General features: G+C 65.2%; 14 protein-coding genes. 8 read left to right on the forward strand and 6 right to left on the reverse strand.

From position 1 onward, the window contains the following. Window positions 1-63 precede the first annotated feature (63 nt). From ACRCSW_RS25260 to ACRCSW_RS25275, 4 genes are all read left to right on the forward strand, one after another. Window positions 64-1,479, forward strand: coding sequence for a homospermidine synthase (locus tag ACRCSW_RS25260; protein WP_438708413.1), 1,416 nt, complete (start codon window positions 64-66; stop codon window positions 1,477-1,479). A gap of 321 nt (window positions 1,480-1,800) precedes the next feature. Then, on the forward strand, window positions 1,801-2,886 hold the full coding sequence (hisC, locus tag ACRCSW_RS25265) for a histidinol-phosphate transaminase (RefSeq protein ID WP_438708414.1): 1,086 nt from the start codon (window positions 1,801-1,803) through the stop codon (window positions 2,884-2,886). Then, window positions 2,883-3,803, forward strand: a complete 921-nt coding sequence (locus ACRCSW_RS25270; protein ID WP_438708415.1) for a prephenate/arogenate dehydrogenase family protein — start codon at window positions 2,883-2,885, stop codon at window positions 3,801-3,803. The genes hisC and ACRCSW_RS25270 overlap by 4 nt, the downstream gene beginning before the upstream one ends. 14 nt (window positions 3,804-3,817) lie before the next feature. Then, the gene (locus ACRCSW_RS25275) at window positions 3,818-4,690 is read left to right on the forward strand and encodes an extensin-like domain-containing protein (RefSeq protein WP_438708416.1); all 873 of its coding nucleotides are present in this window, start codon (window positions 3,818-3,820) and stop codon (window positions 4,688-4,690) included. Window positions 4,691-4,693: 3 nt separating this feature from the next. On the opposite strand, the gene ACRCSW_RS25280 is transcribed toward ACRCSW_RS25275, so the two are convergent. Next, window positions 4,694-5,746, reverse strand: a complete 1,053-nt coding sequence (locus ACRCSW_RS25280; protein WP_438708417.1) for a DUF2125 domain-containing protein — start codon at window positions 5,744-5,746, stop codon at window positions 4,694-4,696. Window positions 5,747-5,809: 63 nt separating this feature from the next. Here ACRCSW_RS25280 and ACRCSW_RS25285 point away from each other — a divergent pair, with 63 nt between their 5' ends. The 3 genes from ACRCSW_RS25285 (at window position 5,810) to ACRCSW_RS25295 (ending at window position 9,181) form a co-directional block, all read left to right on the forward strand. After that, window positions 5,810-6,340: a gamma-glutamylcyclotransferase gene (locus ACRCSW_RS25285; RefSeq protein ID WP_438708418.1), complete on the forward strand. Its 531-nt coding sequence runs from the start codon at window positions 5,810-5,812 to the stop codon at window positions 6,338-6,340. Between the two features lie 68 nt (window positions 6,341-6,408). After that, a complete protein-coding gene (locus ACRCSW_RS25290) occupies window positions 6,409-7,584 on the forward strand; it encodes a biopolymer transporter ExbB (protein ID WP_438708419.1) in 1,176 nt (391 codons plus the stop codon). A gap of 1 nt (window position 7,585) precedes the next feature. Then, complete coding sequence (locus ACRCSW_RS25295; protein WP_438708420.1) at window positions 7,586-9,181, forward strand: peptidoglycan -binding protein; 1,596 nt, start codon at window positions 7,586-7,588, stop codon at window positions 9,179-9,181. On the opposite strand, the gene ACRCSW_RS25300 is transcribed toward ACRCSW_RS25295, so the two are convergent. Continuing rightward, the gene (locus ACRCSW_RS25300; protein ID WP_438708421.1) at window positions 9,178-9,642 is read right to left on the reverse strand and encodes a nuclear transport factor 2 family protein; all 465 of its coding nucleotides are present in this window, start codon (window positions 9,640-9,642) and stop codon (window positions 9,178-9,180) included. The genes ACRCSW_RS25295 and ACRCSW_RS25300 overlap by 4 nt on opposite strands. A 228-nt stretch (window positions 9,643-9,870) precedes the next feature. Between ACRCSW_RS25300 and ACRCSW_RS25305 the strand changes: the two genes are divergently transcribed. Further along, window positions 9,871-10,734, forward strand: a complete 864-nt coding sequence (locus ACRCSW_RS25305) for a DUF2189 domain-containing protein (RefSeq protein ID WP_438708422.1) — start codon at window positions 9,871-9,873, stop codon at window positions 10,732-10,734. Window positions 10,735-10,881: 147 nt separating this feature from the next. On the opposite strand, the gene ACRCSW_RS25310 is transcribed toward ACRCSW_RS25305, so the two are convergent. The 4 genes from ACRCSW_RS25310 to clpA all read right to left on the reverse strand — a co-directional run bounded on the left by ACRCSW_RS25310 (window position 10,882) and on the right by clpA (window position 15,056). Continuing rightward, on the reverse strand, window positions 10,882-11,271 hold the full coding sequence (locus tag ACRCSW_RS25310; RefSeq protein ID WP_438708423.1) for a carboxymuconolactone decarboxylase family protein: 390 nt from the start codon (window positions 11,269-11,271) through the stop codon (window positions 10,882-10,884). Continuing rightward, window positions 11,268-11,630, reverse strand: a complete 363-nt coding sequence (locus ACRCSW_RS25315; protein ID WP_438708424.1) for a MerR family transcriptional regulator — start codon at window positions 11,628-11,630, stop codon at window positions 11,268-11,270. The genes ACRCSW_RS25310 and ACRCSW_RS25315 overlap by 4 nt, the downstream gene beginning before the upstream one ends. Window positions 11,631-11,805: 175 nt before the next feature. Continuing rightward, a complete protein-coding gene (locus ACRCSW_RS25320) occupies window positions 11,806-12,741 on the reverse strand; it encodes a M23 family metallopeptidase (RefSeq protein WP_438708425.1) in 936 nt (311 codons plus the stop codon). After that, the gene (gene clpA / locus ACRCSW_RS25325) at window positions 12,738-15,056 is read right to left on the reverse strand and encodes an ATP-dependent Clp protease ATP-binding subunit ClpA (protein WP_438708426.1); all 2,319 of its coding nucleotides are present in this window, start codon (window positions 15,054-15,056) and stop codon (window positions 12,738-12,740) included. The genes ACRCSW_RS25320 and clpA overlap by 4 nt, the downstream gene beginning before the upstream one ends. Window positions 15,057-15,197: the final 141 nt, after the last annotated feature.

Genomic DNA, 15,197 nt, shown 5'->3' on the forward strand with positions numbered 1-15,197 from the left:
GTGCTGATGGCGCTGATGGATTACCTCCAAGCCAAGTCCTACAGAGCCTGAAGGGGTTTCGACATGTCGTACGAACGCCATGCCCATATCGATGGGGCGCTGGTCCTGATTGGCTTTGGGTCGATCGGTCGGGGCGTCCTGCCGCTGATCGAGCGCCACATCGGCTTTGACCGGTCGCGTTTCACCGTGATTGAGCCTTCGGGCGAGTTTGCCCATATCCTGCGGGAGCATGGCATCCGGCATATGCAGGTCGCACTGACGGTCGAGAACTACGCCGAGGTGCTGCGCGGGCTATTCCCCGAAGGCCGGGGGATGATCGTGAACCTGTCGGTCGATGTGGATTCGATCGAGCTGATGAAGCTCGCCCAGTCGATGGGGGTACAGTACATCGACACGGTGGTGGAGCCCTGGCCGGGGTTCTACTTCGGGTCTTCGTTGCCGAATGCCGAGCGGACGAACTATCCGCTGCGGGAAAGGGTGCGGGCGCTGGGCAAGTCCTATGTCGGCGGGCCGACGGCGGTGTCCTGCTGCGGGGCGAACCCGGGGATGGTGAGCTGGCTGCTGAAAGAGGCGCTGTTGCGGCTGGCGGTGGATACCGGGGTGAAGGCTGACCCCGTGACACGTGAGGACTGGGCGGCGCTGATGCAGGGGCTGGGGGTCAAGGGCATCCATGTAGCCGAGCGCGATACCCAGGTCTCGGCGCGGCAGAAGCCGGTTGGGGTATTTGTGAACACCTGGTCGGTCGATGGCCTTTTGTCCGAGGGCTATCAGCCTGCCGAACTCGGTTGGGGCACGCATGAGAAGAAGCTTCCCCTGAGCGGCCATGCCTTCGACCACGGGCCGGGCTACGCGATCTGGATCGACCGGCCCGGTGCGGATACCCGGGTGCGGAGCTGGTGCCCGGATGTGGGGCCGCAGTTCGGCTACGTCATCACGCACAACGAAGCGCTGTCGATCCCGGATTACTATACGGTCTGGGAGGAAAGCCGCGCGGTCTATCGTCCGACCTGCCACTATGCCTATCACCCCTGCAACGACGCGATCCTTTCCTTGCATGAGATGAACGGGGCGGGCCAGCGCCAGCCGGATCAGCATATCCTGACGGTCGAGGAGATTGTCGCTGGCGGCGACGATCTTGGGGTGTTCCTTTACGGCCATGCCAAGGGGGCGATGTGGTATGGCTCGCGGCTTTCGTGCGAGGAGGCGAGGCGCCTGGCGCCTTACCAGAACGCGACGGGCATGCAGGTCACCTCAGCGGTGCTGGCCGCGATGGTCTGGGCGGCCGAGAACCCGAACGAGGGGTTTGTCGAGGCCGACGAGATGGACCATGTCCGCTGCCTGGACGTGCAGCGCCCTTATCTCGGCCGGATCGAGTGCCACTACACCGACTGGACGCCCCTGCAGAACCGGATCAACCGCTTTGCCGAGGATCGGGACGAAGCGGACCCTTGGCAGTTCACCAACTTTCTTGCCGTGTGACGGGCGTCTATTGAATTGAGCGCTGACGCGCGAAGATTCCTTGTCTCGTCGTCGGGGCTTGCGCCCTCCTCCTCGGCTGACGAGGGGCGCTGCCCCTCGAGCTCCCTGGAGTATTTCAAAATGAGCAAGCGCATTTGCTCTTTTCCAAATACTCCCGCGCGGCGCGCATACCCGAGCCGGTTGCGCGTTCTTCACGCGCAGAGGCGAGACAAAAGGTCGTCGCGCTTCAGCGCTCAATTTGAAAACCGCTGGTCCGGGCGCAAGGCTCTGGCCATACGCGCGCGGGGAAGCTAAAGGGGGCCTGACTCCGTGGGGGCCATGATGAACGACCAGATCAAGCCGCAGCCAGGCATCCTTGACATCGCCCTTTACGAGGGCGGCAAGGCGCATGTGGCGGGCGTGGCGAATGTGGTCAAGCTTTCCTCGAACGAGAACCCGTTCGGCCCGTCGGACAAGACCAAGGAGGCATTTGCCCGCACGGTCCACACGCTCCACCGCTATCCGGTCACCGATCACTCCAGCCTGCGTACGGCGATCGCCGAGGTGCATGGGCTTGACCCCGCGCGCATCATCTGTGGGGCGGGATCGGACGAGATCATCACCTTCCTGTGCCAGGCCTATGCCGGCCCGCGGGACGAGGTTGTTTTCACCGAACACGGGTTCCTGATGTACCGCATCTCCTCGCTTGCGGTTGGGGCGACACCCGTCGAGGTGCAGGAGCGGGAACGGACTGCCGATGTCGACGCGATCCTGTCGGCCTGCAACCGGCGGACGAAGCTTGTGTTCATCGCCAACCCCAACAACCCGACCGGCACGATGGTCTCGGCGGCCGAGATCGCGCGGCTTGCGGAGGGGCTGCCGCCGCAGGCGCTTCTGGTGCTGGATGGGGCCTATGCCGAATACGTCGAAGGCTACGATGGTGGCGCGGCGCTCGTCGATGCGCACCAGAACGTGGTGATGACGCGGACGTTTTCCAAGATCTACGGGCTGGGTGGTCTGCGGATCGGCTGGGGCTACGGGCCGCGCCATGTGATCGATGTGCTGAACCGGATCCGGGGGCCGTTCAACCTGTCAACCACGCAGCTTGAAGCGGCCGAAGCCGCAGTGCGTGACCAGGCTTATGTCGATCATTGCCGGGCCGAGAATGCGCGGATGCGCAATTGGCTGGCGGGCGCGCTGGCCGAGCTTGGCGTGCCGTCCGATACGTCGATGGCGAATTTCGTCCTGGCCCGGTTTGCCAGCCAGGACGAGGCCGAGGCTTGTGACGCTTTCCTGCAGAAGCTGGGTCTGATCGTGCGCCGCGTCGCAGGCTACAAGCTGCCGCATTGCCTGCGGATCACCATCGGGGACGAATCTTCTTGCCGCCAGGTGGCCCATGCGGTGGCGCAGTTCAAGGGTGTCAGATGACCTATGAGCGGGTCGCCCTGATCGGCCTTGGTCTGATCGCGTCGTCCATGGCCCATGCGATGCGTGCGCATGGGCTGGCGGGCGAGATCGTGGGCTATGCGCGGTCGCCGGAGACGCGGGCCGTGGCGCGGGAGCTGTTCTGTGAGAGGGTGACAGAGACGGCGGCCGAGGCGGTGGCGGGTGCGGATCTGGTGGTGCTGGCGGTTCCCGTTGGTGCGATGGAGGACATCGCCCGCGAGATCGGGCCGCGTCTGAAGCCGGGCGCCGTGGTGACGGATGTGGGGTCGGTCAAGCAGGCCGTGGTAAATGCCGTTGCGCCGCATCTGCCCCACGATGTGCACTTCATCCCCGGCCATCCGCTGGCGGGGACCGAGTATTCCGGGCCGCGGTCGGGGTTTGCGACGCTGTTCCAGAACCGCTGGTGGCTGCTTACGCCGCTGCCCGACACCGATCCCGCCGAAATCAGCCGCCTGCGCCAGTTCCTGGAAGCGATGGGCGCGAATGTTGACGAGATGGACGTCGACCGGCATGATCTTGTACTTGCGGTGGTCAGTCACACGCCGCACCTGATCGCCTATACGATGGTGGGGGTCGCGGATCACATGCGACGGGTATCACAGTCAGAAGTCATCAAGTATTCGGCCAGCGGTTTCAGGGACTTCACCCGGATTGCGGCCAGCGATCCGACGATGTGGCGCGATGTGTTCCTGACCAACAAGGACGCGGTTCTGGATATCCTCGGCCGGTTTTCCGAAGAGTTGTTCACATTGCAGCGGGCGATCCGGACGGGCGACGGAGATCATCTGCACGCCTATTTCACCCGCACCCGGGCCATCCGCCGCGGGATCATCGAGGCCGGGCAGGACACCGCCGCACCCGATTTCGGGCGCAGCGTGCCGCCCGCGAAAGAGGGCTGAGGCCGGTGCGCGGGGTGATCCTTGCACTGCTGCTGTGCCTGGCGCAGGCGGCGTGGGCGCAAGAGATTGACAGCTCTGTGCGCCCGCCCACGAACCCGCGGTTGGTTGGGCCGGTTGTCGTGGCCGAACCCCAGCCTGCCGTCGTGGCCGACGCTGCGCTGGCGACGAAAGCGGCGGTTTTGCCTGAGGGGGCGATGGAGAGTTCCTTGCGTCCGGAGCGGCGGCCGAAACGGCTGGCTGAGCGGATTGCCGCTTTGAAATCAACATCTAACGCGCCGGGGTTGGATCTTTCAGGGCAGCCACCGGGCGATGACATTGATCTTGCTGCGGTTCCGCCGCCGTCAAAGAAGGAAGAGCGCAAGAAGAAGCGCGAGAAGGCTTCGATGAAAGGGTCGGTCTGCGGGGTGGCTGCGATCAAGGGTGAGGAGATCTCGCGGATCAAGTCGAAGGTGAAGGGCTGCGGGGTCGAGGACCCGGTGGCGGTCACCTCGGTCGCGGGGGTCCGCCTCAGCCAGGCGGCGACGGTGGATTGTTCGATCGCCAAGGCGTTGAATTCATGGGTGGATGAGGTCGCGCAGCCCGCTTTTGACGGGAAGCTGGTCGAGATGCAGGTGGCCGCGCACTACATCTGCCGAAGCCGCAACAACATCAAGGGCGCGAAGATCAGCGAGCATGGCAAGGGCCGGGCGATCGACATCTCGGCGTTCATCCTGTCGAACGGCAAGGTTCTGACGGTGCAGAACAATTACAACAAGCTCCTGCGGCGGATCTACAAGGCGGCCTGCGGGTATTTCAAGACGACGCTGGGACCGGGGTCGGATGGCTATCACGAAGACCATTTCCACTTCGACACCTCGGCGCGGAAGGGCGGGGCGTACTGCCGCTGAGGCTTAGCCTGAGGGCGGCACCATCAGGGGTGCGGGGCCGAGCGGGAAGGGGCCGAAGCTCATCTGGCCGTCGGTCATGTCGAGGGTCAGCGACAGGACCGTAGGGTCGGGGGTCTGGGCGGCAAGCGCGCGCATCCCGTTCGCGACGGTTGGAGCGACTTCGAGCTGCACGACGCCCGCCGCAACCAGAAGCGCGGGCAGGCGGTCCCAGTTGGTGACCTCGACCGTGATCTTGCCCGAGGCATAGCCGTTGCCATCGGCCTCGATCAGGCCCGAGGCGGTGGCGGCAAGCTGACCCCAGGCGAAGTTGAACTGCCTGATCTCGACTTTGGTCAGGTAGGGCCTCGCGTCGCCGGCATGGCGGTCAAGGGGCGCGGAGAGGGTGAGGTAGATGCTGCCCTGAAGCGATTCCACCTGGTCCGGGAAGTCTGGCGCTGGAAACTGAAGGGCGTTCGGGGGCGGAAGGTCGGGAATGTCTACAGCCTTCAGCGCAGCAAGGAAGGCTGGGTCGGGAATGATGGGTGCAAGGTCGAAGCCAAGCTCATACGTTGAAGGGCTTACCGTGGGTTCGGCGCGGAGGCCGACGGTAAACTCGCCAAGCCCGAGGGTCCAGCCGAGGTCGGAGGTCAGCCCCAGAGAGGTGCCGGCCAGCCGCACTTCCTGAAGCGGCAGGTCGGTTGAGGGCCTGGCCCGAACGCTGGCTTTCAGGTCTTGCGAGTCGACGGTGACGGCCTGATCCGGCAGGGCCACGACCTGGCTTGGCGGCAGGGCGGCGATGATGTGCCAGGGTTTCCAGGTCATCGCGAAGACCTGGGCGAACGGCGCTTGCCAGCTGATTCCCGACCGCGGATCGGCCAGACGCAGGTCCTGAACCGTAAGGTCGAAGCGGTTCGGGAAGCCTGCCACGGTCAGCGTCGACTTTTCGGCCACCATCCCGCTTTGCGCTTGCTGGGCGAACCAGCTGTCGGCCCCTGACCGGATCGCATAGGCGCCGACGAACCAGTAGCCGGACCACAGGACCGAGACGATCAGCAGAAGGTAGAGAAGCTTGCGCATCTGGCGGCCCTTTTCATTACCCTTGGCGCGGTGTTTACAGGGCCAAACGCAACAGGGCCAGACATGGACGAAACACTTTGGGTCTTCGGCTACGGATCGCTGATCTGGGATCCGTGCTTTCCGGTCGCCGAGCGGCGGATCGCGCGCCTGGACGGCTGGCACCGCAGCTTCTGCATGCGCTCGATCCGTTATCGCGGCACGGATGAAAAGCCGGGGCTGGTGCTGGCCCTTGACCGGGCCGAGGGTGCTTCGTGTTCCGGGGTTGCCCTTCGCGCCCGACCCGGGACCGAGGCGGAAACCCTGCTGGCCCTGCGGGAGCGCGAACTGATTTCCTCGGCCTACGAGGAAATGACCCTTTCCGTCGATACCGAGGCGGGGCGAGTGGACGCGGTTGTCTTCGTGATCAATCCCAGCCACGCACAGTACTGCGGCGGGCTGGACCGGGAAGAGCAGGCGCGGATCATCGCGAATTCCACCGGCATGAAGGGGCCGAACCGCGATTATCTTTGGTCCACCACGGCGCATCTGGCGGAACTTGGAATCGCCGACCCCGAGATGGAGTGGCTGGCCGAAAGGGTTCGCGCACTTGTCTGACCTTTTACTTGGCAGATTCCATTAGCCTGTTAGTCTTGGGCCCAAGGGCAGGACACAGAAGGGCAGATATGTCCCAGACAGAGCATAGGGCGGCCGAGGTCGAGACGACCTTCTCCCAACCGATCCGTGCAATCACCACCATGCTGCTGGTCTGCCTGCTGGTCGGGGCCGGGGCATGGCTGATCCACGGCCAGATCATCGACATCCTGCGCACGAACCCGCTGCTGAACGGGCTGATCGCGATGGTCTTCCTGGTGGGGGTCCTTACCTGCTTCTGGCAGGTCTGGATTCTGGCGCAGTCGGTCTACTGGATCGAGAATTTCGTGCGCGGCACGCCGGGGACCGAGGAAGATCTGCCGCCCCGGCTTCTGGCCCCGCTGGCTGCCCTGCTGCGATCACGCACGGCGCGGATGTCGATTTCGGCTTCGTCGTCGCGGTCGATCCAGGAGTCGGTTGTCCAGCGGATCGACGAGGCGCGGGATATCACGCGCTACCTGATCAACCTTCTGGTTTTCCTGGGCCTTCTGGGCACGTTCTGGGGGCTGGCGACAACGGTTCCGGCGGTGGTCGAGACGATCCGCTCGCTTGCCCCGCAGGAAGGCGAAAGCGGGATGGATGTGTTCGGCAAGCTCATGGGTGGGCTTGAAAGCCAGCTGGGCGGCATGGGGACGGCATTTTCCTCGTCGCTTCTGGGGCTGGCGGGGTCGCTGGTGCTGGGGTTGCTGGAGCTGTTCGCGGGCCATGGGCAGAACCGCTTCATCCGCGAGCTGGAGGAGTGGCTGTCGTCGATCACCCGGCTTGGCTATGCGGGCGATGGCGAGGGGGCGGATCAGAACGCGCTGGGCATGCTGGTCGACCACATGGCGCAGCAGCTGGAGGAGTTCCAGGCGCTGCAGGCCCAGACCGAGGCGAGGCGGTTCGAGTCCGAGGCCAAGATCGGTGAGCTTGCTGCCGCGATGACCAAGCTGACCAACCGGATCGAGGCTGAGAAGGGCCAGGCGGCGCTGCTGCGGCGGATCGCCGAGGGGCAGGAGAAGCTGGTGGCGACGCTTGAGGCCGGAGAGGGTGCGGGGCAGAGCGACCCGGAAAGCCGCATGCGGCTGCGGTCGATAGACGTGCAGCTGCTGCGCATTCTGGAGGAGATGTCGGCGGGGCGGCAGGAAACGCTGACAGATCTCAAGACCGACATATCCGCGCTGACTGCCGCGATCCGGCAGCTTGGCCGTTCGACCGGGCGGGCTTGAGATGGTCTCCCGCACAAGCCGCCGCGACAGCTCGCTGATCTGGCCGGGCTTTGTGGACGCCGTGACGACACTGCTGATGGTGCTGATGTTCGTCCTGACCATCTTCACCATCATGCAGTCGGTGCTGCGGGACGAGATCACCACGCAGGACACCGAGCTTAGCGCGCTGACCAGCCAGGTCGCGCAGCTGGCCGATGCGCTGGGGCTGGAACAGGCGAAGGCCACTGACCTTGAGGCTCAGGTTGCGGCGTTGCAGGCGGGTCTGGCCTCGGCTGAGGCAGAGGGGGAGCGGCAGGGGACGCTGATCGCCTCGCTGACGGCGGACCTTGCGGCGCGGGAGGGGGAGCTGGAGGCGGCGCGGACGCGGATCACCGATTTCGAGGCGCAGGTCGCGGCGCTGCTGGTGGAGCGCGATCAGGCCCGGGGGGATGCAGCGCGGCTGACGGCGTCGGTGGCGGACCTGGAGGCGGCGCAGGCGAAGTTGGTAAGCGAGGCCGACGCGATGGCGCTGGCGCTGGCGAAGGCGCGGGATGAGATCGACGAAGGCGTCGAGGCGGCGCGGCTGGCAGCGGCCCGGCGTGAGGCGCTGGAGGCTTTGCTGGCTGAGGAGCGCAAGACGTCGGCGGCGGAGCTGGAGGCCGCGAAGACCGAGATCAGCGAGGCGGAAGCGGCTCGGCTGGCCGACGCTGCGGCGCTGGAGGCGTTGCGGAACCGGCTGGCCAATGCCGATACCGAGCTCACCGCGATGACTTTGGCTTTGGAAGAAGAGCGGAAGCGGGCGGAGGAGACGCTGACGCTGCTGGCCGGGGCGCGGGCGGCTTCGGAGAGGGGCGAGGCGGAGAAGAGCGCGGCGCTGATGGCGGCAGAGCAGGCAATCCTGGCCGAGCAGGAAAAGGCCCTGGCGGCGGCGCGCGAGGTGGAGCTTCTGAACCAACAGGTGGCGGCGTTGCGGGCCCAGCTTGGCAGCCTGCAGCAGGTGCTGGACGAGGCCAAGGAGCAGGATGAGGCGGCGAAGGTTCAGCTGGAGAGCCTCGGCAACGATCTGAACACGGCGCTGGCCCAGGTGGCGGCCGAGCAGAAGCGGCGGGCGGAACTGGAGGCTGCCGAGGCCGCGCGTCTGGCCGAGGAAAACCGTGATCTTTCCCGCTTCCGGTCGGAGTTCTTTGGCCAACTGTCCGCGCTGCTTCAGGGCCGCGAAGGGGTGCGGGTGGTGGGGGACCGGTTCGTGTTCTCCAGCGAAGTGCTGTTCAACCAGGGTTCGGCCGACCTTGCGCCGGAGGGTCGGGCGCAGATTGCCGGTGTCGTGCGGATCCTTGACGAGGTCCGTGGCAACATACCGCCCGAGATCGACTGGATCATCCGGGTCGACGGCCATACCGACAACGTGCCGATCTCGGGCGGTGCCTTCTCCGACAACTGGGAACTGAGCCAGGCCCGCGCCTTGTCGGTGGTGCGGTTCATGCAGGACGAGCTTGGCTTTCCGCCCGAGCGGATGGCTGCCACGGGCTTCGGCGAATACCGCCCGGTCGCAGCTGGCAACGACGAGGCCGCCCGGGCGCAGAACCGGCGGATTGAGCTGAAGCTGACCGAGCGCTAAGCGGGATCGACGGCGCCCCGTGCGATGATGGCCAACTGGTCCAGCGAGATTGGCGCGACCAAGGGGTCGGCGTGCCTATGGACAAGCTCCCAGTCGGTGTCGGTACGGCGGAAGACCAGCGTCACACGCAGCGACCACTCCTGTTCCGGCAGTCCGCCGATCACCGCGGTCTGGCGTTCGATGGCCACGAGCACGACCATGTCTGGGACGGCGTGAGCGGACAGGAGCTCGAAGCTGGTGGTGGCGGACTGGAAGAGTTTTGCCATCGCCGCCATCCTCTCGGGCCCGGCAGTGAAACCGCCGGTCGATGCGCTGCCGAACGGCGTCATGATCGAGAAGTCGGGCGACGTCGGGTTGACCGCGAAGGCGGTTTCCGGGTCGCCGTTCATGAAGAGGTCGTTGTGCCTTGCCGCGCGTTCGATGAGCATGGCGATGTCTTTTGATGAAGCGATTTCGGTCATCTGATGTCCTGAGAAATTGGGTTCCGGTCTTGAAATGCCGTCAGCTACCATGAGGAGGCGGTCGGGGCGAGGTTTGTCCTGCACAACTCATGCGCGCCAAAGCGTGAATTGGCCGAAACGTCGAATCCGTGTTAGCCTGAGCCGGACGACACGCTTGCACTTGATGCCATTGGGCCAGTCCCGGGGCGGCAAGACCCCGAGGCGGCCCCCTTAACGGGAGCTTCAGACGTGGCGAAAACAATCGGAAATCCATTGTCGTGGACAGTCAGCGCGTTTGGCTCGGCGTTCAGTCACAGCTCGGCGGCGGTGCGTAGTGTGGGGGCGCTGGATGGCGCGCCGGCTGCGGAACCGGTGATCCGGACGCTGACCACGGACGATCTGAAGACCGCGCTTCGAAAAGGCTGGGAGGACGTGCAGGCCTTCCGGTCGGATGTGGTTTTCGTTTGCCTCCTCTATCCGGTGATCGGGGGGCTTCTGGTGGCGATGGCGCTGCAGGGGAACCTGATCCACCTTCTGTTCCCCGTGCTTTCGGGCTTTGCGTTGACCGGGCCGGTGGCGGCGGTCGGGCTTTATGAGATGAGCCGCAGGCGGGAGGCGGGGGTGGAGACGGGGTGGACGGCGCTGTTCGACGTGATCGCGTCACCGAAGGTTGGCTCGGTCCTGGCGCTGGCGTTGATGCATGCGGTGATTTTCATGGCCTGGCTGATGGCGGCCAATCTGATCTTTGACATGACCATCGGGCCGGAGGTGCCGTCTACAGTCGCGGCGTTCACTGCGGCGGTGTTCGGGACCGCGGCGGGCTGGGCGATGATCGTGATCGGGGTTGCGGTCGGGTTCGTCTTCGCGGTGATGGTTCTGGTCTTCAGCGTGGTGTCGTTCCCGATGCTGCTGGACCGGGACGTCAGCCTGCCGGTGGCGGTGAAGACCTCGGTTGCGGTGGCCCGGAAGAACCCGGTGGTGATCGCGACCTGGGGGTTGATCGTGGCGGGGGCGTTGGCGCTGGGGTCGATCCCGGCGTTGGTCGGGCTGGTGCTGGTCCTGCCGATCCTGGGGCACGCGACCTGGCATCTTTACCGCGCCGCGGTGGGATGACGAGCCTGGTGGGCACCGTGCCCAGAAAGTTCGGGGGCGTGATTTCAATGGGTTGGCGGCAGGCATTCGGAAATTCTTAAGCTTTCGCCTGCCGCGCAGGCCCCCCACCCCCGGCCCCTCCCCACGAAGGGGGAGGGGAGGCGCGGGTCAGGCGGCGTGGGAGCGGAATACCTCTTGTGCGGCGAATAGACCGTTCAGGGCCGCCGGAAAGCCCGCATAGACCGCCATCTGCATCAGGATCTCGATGATCTCGGTTTCGGAGAGGCCGACGTTGAGCCCGGCCGCGATATGGACCTGCAGCTGCGGCCGCGCGTTGCCCATGGCGGCCAAGGCGGCAATCGTTGCGATCTCGCGCGATCTGAGGTCGAGGCCTGGACGGGCGTAGATATCGCCGAAGGGGAACTCCAGCAGGTAATTCGCGAAGTCCGGTGCAAGATCGGCCAGGGCGGCAACGACCCTTTCGCCGCCCTCGCCGTCGATCTGGTTCAAGAGGCGGCGTCCGCGTTCAAGCCTGGTCTCGGTGGGGGCGTCGGTCATTCTTGGTCTCCATCCTTGGGGGCATAGCCTGCGATTTTTTCGTCCAGGACACGGAGGCAGCTTTGCAGCGCGGCGATATGCGCGGCGACCTTGTCGCGGTGTGCGGCAAGCATCTTTTGCCGTGCAAGGGTGGTGCGTGATCCCTGCGACCGCAGTTCGGCATAGCGCCGCATCTCGCGCAGTGACATGCCGGTGGTCTTGAGCCGGCCGATGAAGTCGACCCAGCCGAGGATCGCAGCGTCGTAGTCGCGCCGGCCGCCGGAGTCGCGATCGGCGCGCGGCATCAGCCCGATCTTCTCGTAGTATCGGATCGTATCGGCCGAGAGGCCCGTGCGCCGCGCCAGTTCGCCAATCTTCATGGCCCGCCTCTTGCTGGCTTCTGTCCTGAACCTGTACAGGCTAGGTGCTGGAGTGTGCTCCAGGTCAAGGGTGCTTTGCCTCTGCCCGCCGCCCGTGGGTGCTTATGTTTTAGCCCCCCACCCCCGGCCCCTCCCCACGGAGGGGGAGGGGAGGCGCCTTGCGGAACCGGCGGTCTTAGGGCTCGACGGTGATGCTGACCTGCATGCGGTCGATCTGTTGGCCCGCACGAAACAGCGTGGCAGTGCCTTCGTAAGCGCCGGGTGGCCAGCCTTCGGTCTTCAGCTTCTGTCCGATGGCGCGAAAGGCGAGTGCCTGGGTTTTTTCGATGGGAAGGCGCTGGGCGATGACCTCACCTTCCGGGCCGGTGATCGACAGGGCGATTTCATCCCCCGCCTTTGGGCCGAAATAGTAGGCCCAGACGACCAGGGCGGGGGCGGTGGTGGGGAGGTCGGGGGAGAGAAGCCCGGCCTTGATGGCGTCGTACTCTGGCACGGCCGTCGTGATCCCGATGTCCAGAAGGCCGCCGGGTTCGGCGGGCAGGTCTTCTGACCAGAGGTCGTCGCCGGTAGACCCGCAGGCGGTTGTGCCGATGGAGAAGGGATCAAGCTTTACACCGTTCTGACGGACGGACAGGTGAAGGTGCGGAAAAGCGGCCGCCCCCGACTGCCCGATCAGGCCGAGGGGGGTGCCAGCCTGCACGATGTCGCCGGGCTTCACGAGGACCGAGCCCTGTTTCAGGTGGCAGTACTGGGTTTCCCAGCCCTTGCCATGGTCGATGACGATGCCGTTGCCGCATTCCCTGCCTTCGACGGCGGGCGCAAAGTCGGCGATGCCGTCGCGGGCGCCCTTGACCGTGCCGGGAGCGGCGGCGAGGACGGTGATACCGGCCGCCATCTCGGCGCGGGTTGCGAGGGCGAAGTCGGTGCCGTCGTGGCCGTCATAGCTGAGGGGGCCGCAGGTGAAGTCGGCGGCGGCGGGGCCTGGATCGTGGTCGAAGTACTGCTGGATGTAGCAGGTTTCGCCGAGGGTGCAGTCGACGGGTTGCTGAAGTTCAAAGGCCCCCGCCGGGAGGGCGAGGGCCAGTGAAAGACTTGCAGTGGTGCGGATCATTCCGCCGTGAGAAGCGGCGGCTTGGCCTTGGTGATCGCGGGTTTGGCCGGTTCCTCGATGTCGAGGGCGATAGCGTCGTCCTTGAGCTGCACGCGGACCACGCCGCCTTTGACGAGCTTGCCGAAGAGAAGCTCCTCGGCCAGCGGCTTCTTGATGTATTCCTGGATGACGCGGGCCAGGGGGCGGGCGCCCATCTTGTCATCGTAGCCCTTGTCGCCCAGCCAGGCGGCGGCTTCGGGCGTCAGCTCGATATGGACGTTGCGGTCGAGAAGCTGGGCTTCGAGCTGGAGGACGAACTTTTCGACCACCTGCATGATGATGTCCTTGCCCAAGGGGGCGAAGTTGATCACCGCGTCGAGGCGGTTGCGGAATTCGGGTGTGAAGGTCCGCTCGATCGCGGCTGTATCCTCACCCGTCCGGCGTTCGCGGCCGAAGCCGATGGCGGCCTGGGACTGTTCGCGGGCGCCGGCGTTCGAGGTCATGATCAGGATCACGTTGCGGAAATCGACTGTGCGGCCGTTGTGGTCGGTCAGCTTGCCGTGGTCCATCACCTGGAGGAGGATGTTGTAGACGTCCGGGTGGGCCTTTTCCATTTCGTCCAGGAGAAGGACGCAATGCGGGTGCTGGTCGACGCCGTCGGTCAACATGCCGCCCTGGTCGAAGCCCACATAGCCCGGAGGGGCGCCGATCAAGCGGCTAACCGCATGTTTCTCCATGTACTCCGACATGTCGAAGCGGATGAGTTCCACGCCGAGGCTTGAGGCGAGTTGCTTGGCCACCTCGGTCTTGCCGACGCCCGTGGGCCCGGCAAAGAGATAGTTGCCGATGGGCTTTTCGGGTTCGCGGAGACCCGCGCGGGCGAGTTTGATGGCGGAGCAGAGGGCTTCCACTGCCTTGTCCTGGCCGAAGACCACGCGCTTGAGGGTTTTCTCAAGGTCGCGCAGGGTTTCGGCGTCGTCTTTGGAGACGGTCTTGGGCGGGATGCGGGCGATCTTGGCCACCACGGCCTCGATCTCTTTCACGCCGAGGCTTTTGCGGCGCTTGCTTTCCACGACCAGATGCTGGGCGGCGCCTGCCTCATCGATCACGTCGATGGCTGAGTCCGGCAGTTTGCGGTCATGGATGTAGCGCGCGGCCAGTTCCACCGCCGACTTGATCGCGTCGTTGGTGTATTTCAGGTCGTGGTGTTCCTCGAAATGCGGCTTCAGGCCCATGAGGATCTTGATCGCATCGGGGACAGAGGGTTCGTTCACGTCGATCTTCTGGAACCGGCGGCTGAGTGCGCGGTCCTTTTCGAAGTGCTGGCGGAATTCCTTGTAGGTCGTGGAGCCCATGCAGCGGAGCTTGCCGCCCTGCAGCGCGGGTTTCAGGAGGTTCGAGGCGTCCATCGCGCCGCCAGAGGTGGCACCTGCGCCGATCACGGTATGGATTTCGTCGATGAAGAGGATCGCGTCGGGGTGGTCTTCCAGTTCCTTGACCACCTGCTTCAGGCGTTCCTCGAAGTCGCCGCGGTAGCGGGTGCCGGCCAGCAGCGCGCCCATGTCGAGTGAGAAGATGGTGGCTTTCGACAGGACCTCGGGCGTTTCGCCGTTGACGATCTTGCGGGCGAGGCCTTCGGCGATGGCGGTCTTGCCGACGCCGGGGTCGCCCACGAGGAGCGGGTTGTTCTTGCGGCGGCGGCAGAGGACCTGGATCGCGCGCTCCACCTCGGACTCGCGGCCGATGAGGGGGTCGACGTCGCCTTTGCGGGCTTTCACGTTCAGGTCGACGCAGTATTTGGAGAGAGCGGATTCCTTCGCCTCTCCAGCTTCGGCCTTGGGGGTTTCCTGCTGCTCCTCGGCGCCTTGCACGGGGCGGGCTTCGCCGTAGGACGGGTCTTTCGCGACGCCATGGGCGATGAAGTTGACCGCGTCGTAGCGGGTCATGTCCTGTTCCTGGAGGAAGTAGGCGGCGTTCGATTCGCGTTCGGCGAAGATCGCTACAAGGACGTTGGCGCCTGTGACTTCGGTGCGGCCCGAGGACTGGACGTGGATCGCGGCGCGCTGGATCACGCGCTGGAAGGCGGCCGTTGGCACGGCCTCGGACCCTTCGACGTCGGTGACGAGGGTCGAGAGATCGTCGTCCACGAAATCGGTGAGGGTCTTGCGAAGTTCGTCAAGATTGACGGCGCAGGCCTTCATCACGCGGGCTGCGTCGGGTTCGTCAATCAGTGCAAGCAACAGATGCTCGAGCGTTGCAAGCTCGTGGCGGCGGGAATTGGCTAGCGCCAAGGCGCCGTGGATGGCTTGTTCGAGCGTTGTCGAAAACGATGGCACGATAGTGCTCCTGTCCTGCTGGTCGGAGAGGGCGAAGGGCCCACACCAACCGTGGCCTCATAGACTTAAAGTTCGGTTTTCCGCGCCGCACTTCAAGCGCAATCTGCAAGATTTTGGGGTTTCCCCCACGTCCTCACGCCA

Source organism: Tabrizicola sp. (assembly GCF_051645465.1).
Lineage (GTDB): Bacteria > Pseudomonadota > Alphaproteobacteria > Rhodobacterales > Rhodobacteraceae > Tabrizicola.